The 528-nt window shown below is 67.4% G+C and carries 1 protein-coding gene; it reads left to right on the forward strand.

Annotation, left to right across the window (positions count from 1 at the left end; all coding sequences use genetic code 11):
* Window positions 1-528 (forward strand): substrate-binding domain-containing protein (locus BFF77_RS31395; RefSeq protein WP_211280370.1); only part of this gene is annotated, 528 nt, incomplete at both ends.

Consider the following 528-nt stretch of genomic DNA (forward strand, 5'->3'; position numbering starts at 1 on the left):
CGAACCGGCCGAGGTGGAGCAGTCGAAGAGCATCTGCCAGGGCGGCGGCACGGGCATCAATCTGCCCATGCTCGGCAGCCCGGTCGCCCTCATCTACAACATCCCCGGCATCGACAGCCTCGTCCTCGATCCCGCGGCGATCGCCAAGATCTACACCGGGAAGATCACGAGCTGGAACGACGCCGCCATCAGACAGCTGAACCCGGGCGTCGAACTGCCCGCCACCCCGGTCCAGGCCTTCCACCGCTCCTCCTCGTCCGGCGTCAACCGGACGCTCAGCAGGTACCTGAGCGCCACCGCCGGGAACGGCGACTGGCTCGCGCCCGGCGGCCTGGGAGTACAGACCTCCAGTGACGTGGTCGAACAGGTGAAGCAGGTGAACGGTTCGATCGGTTACGTCGAACTGACCTACGCGATCGCCGACACCCTCAATACCGTCAACCTCGACACCGGCGCCGAGCGGCCCGTCGAGCCCACCACGGAGACCGCCTCCAAGGGCATCGCCGCTTCCCGAGTGGTCGGTACGGG

Origin of the sequence: Streptomyces lushanensis, assembly GCF_001700515.1 — a bacterium.
Classification (GTDB): domain Bacteria; phylum Actinomycetota; class Actinomycetes; order Streptomycetales; family Streptomycetaceae; genus Streptomyces; species Streptomyces lushanensis.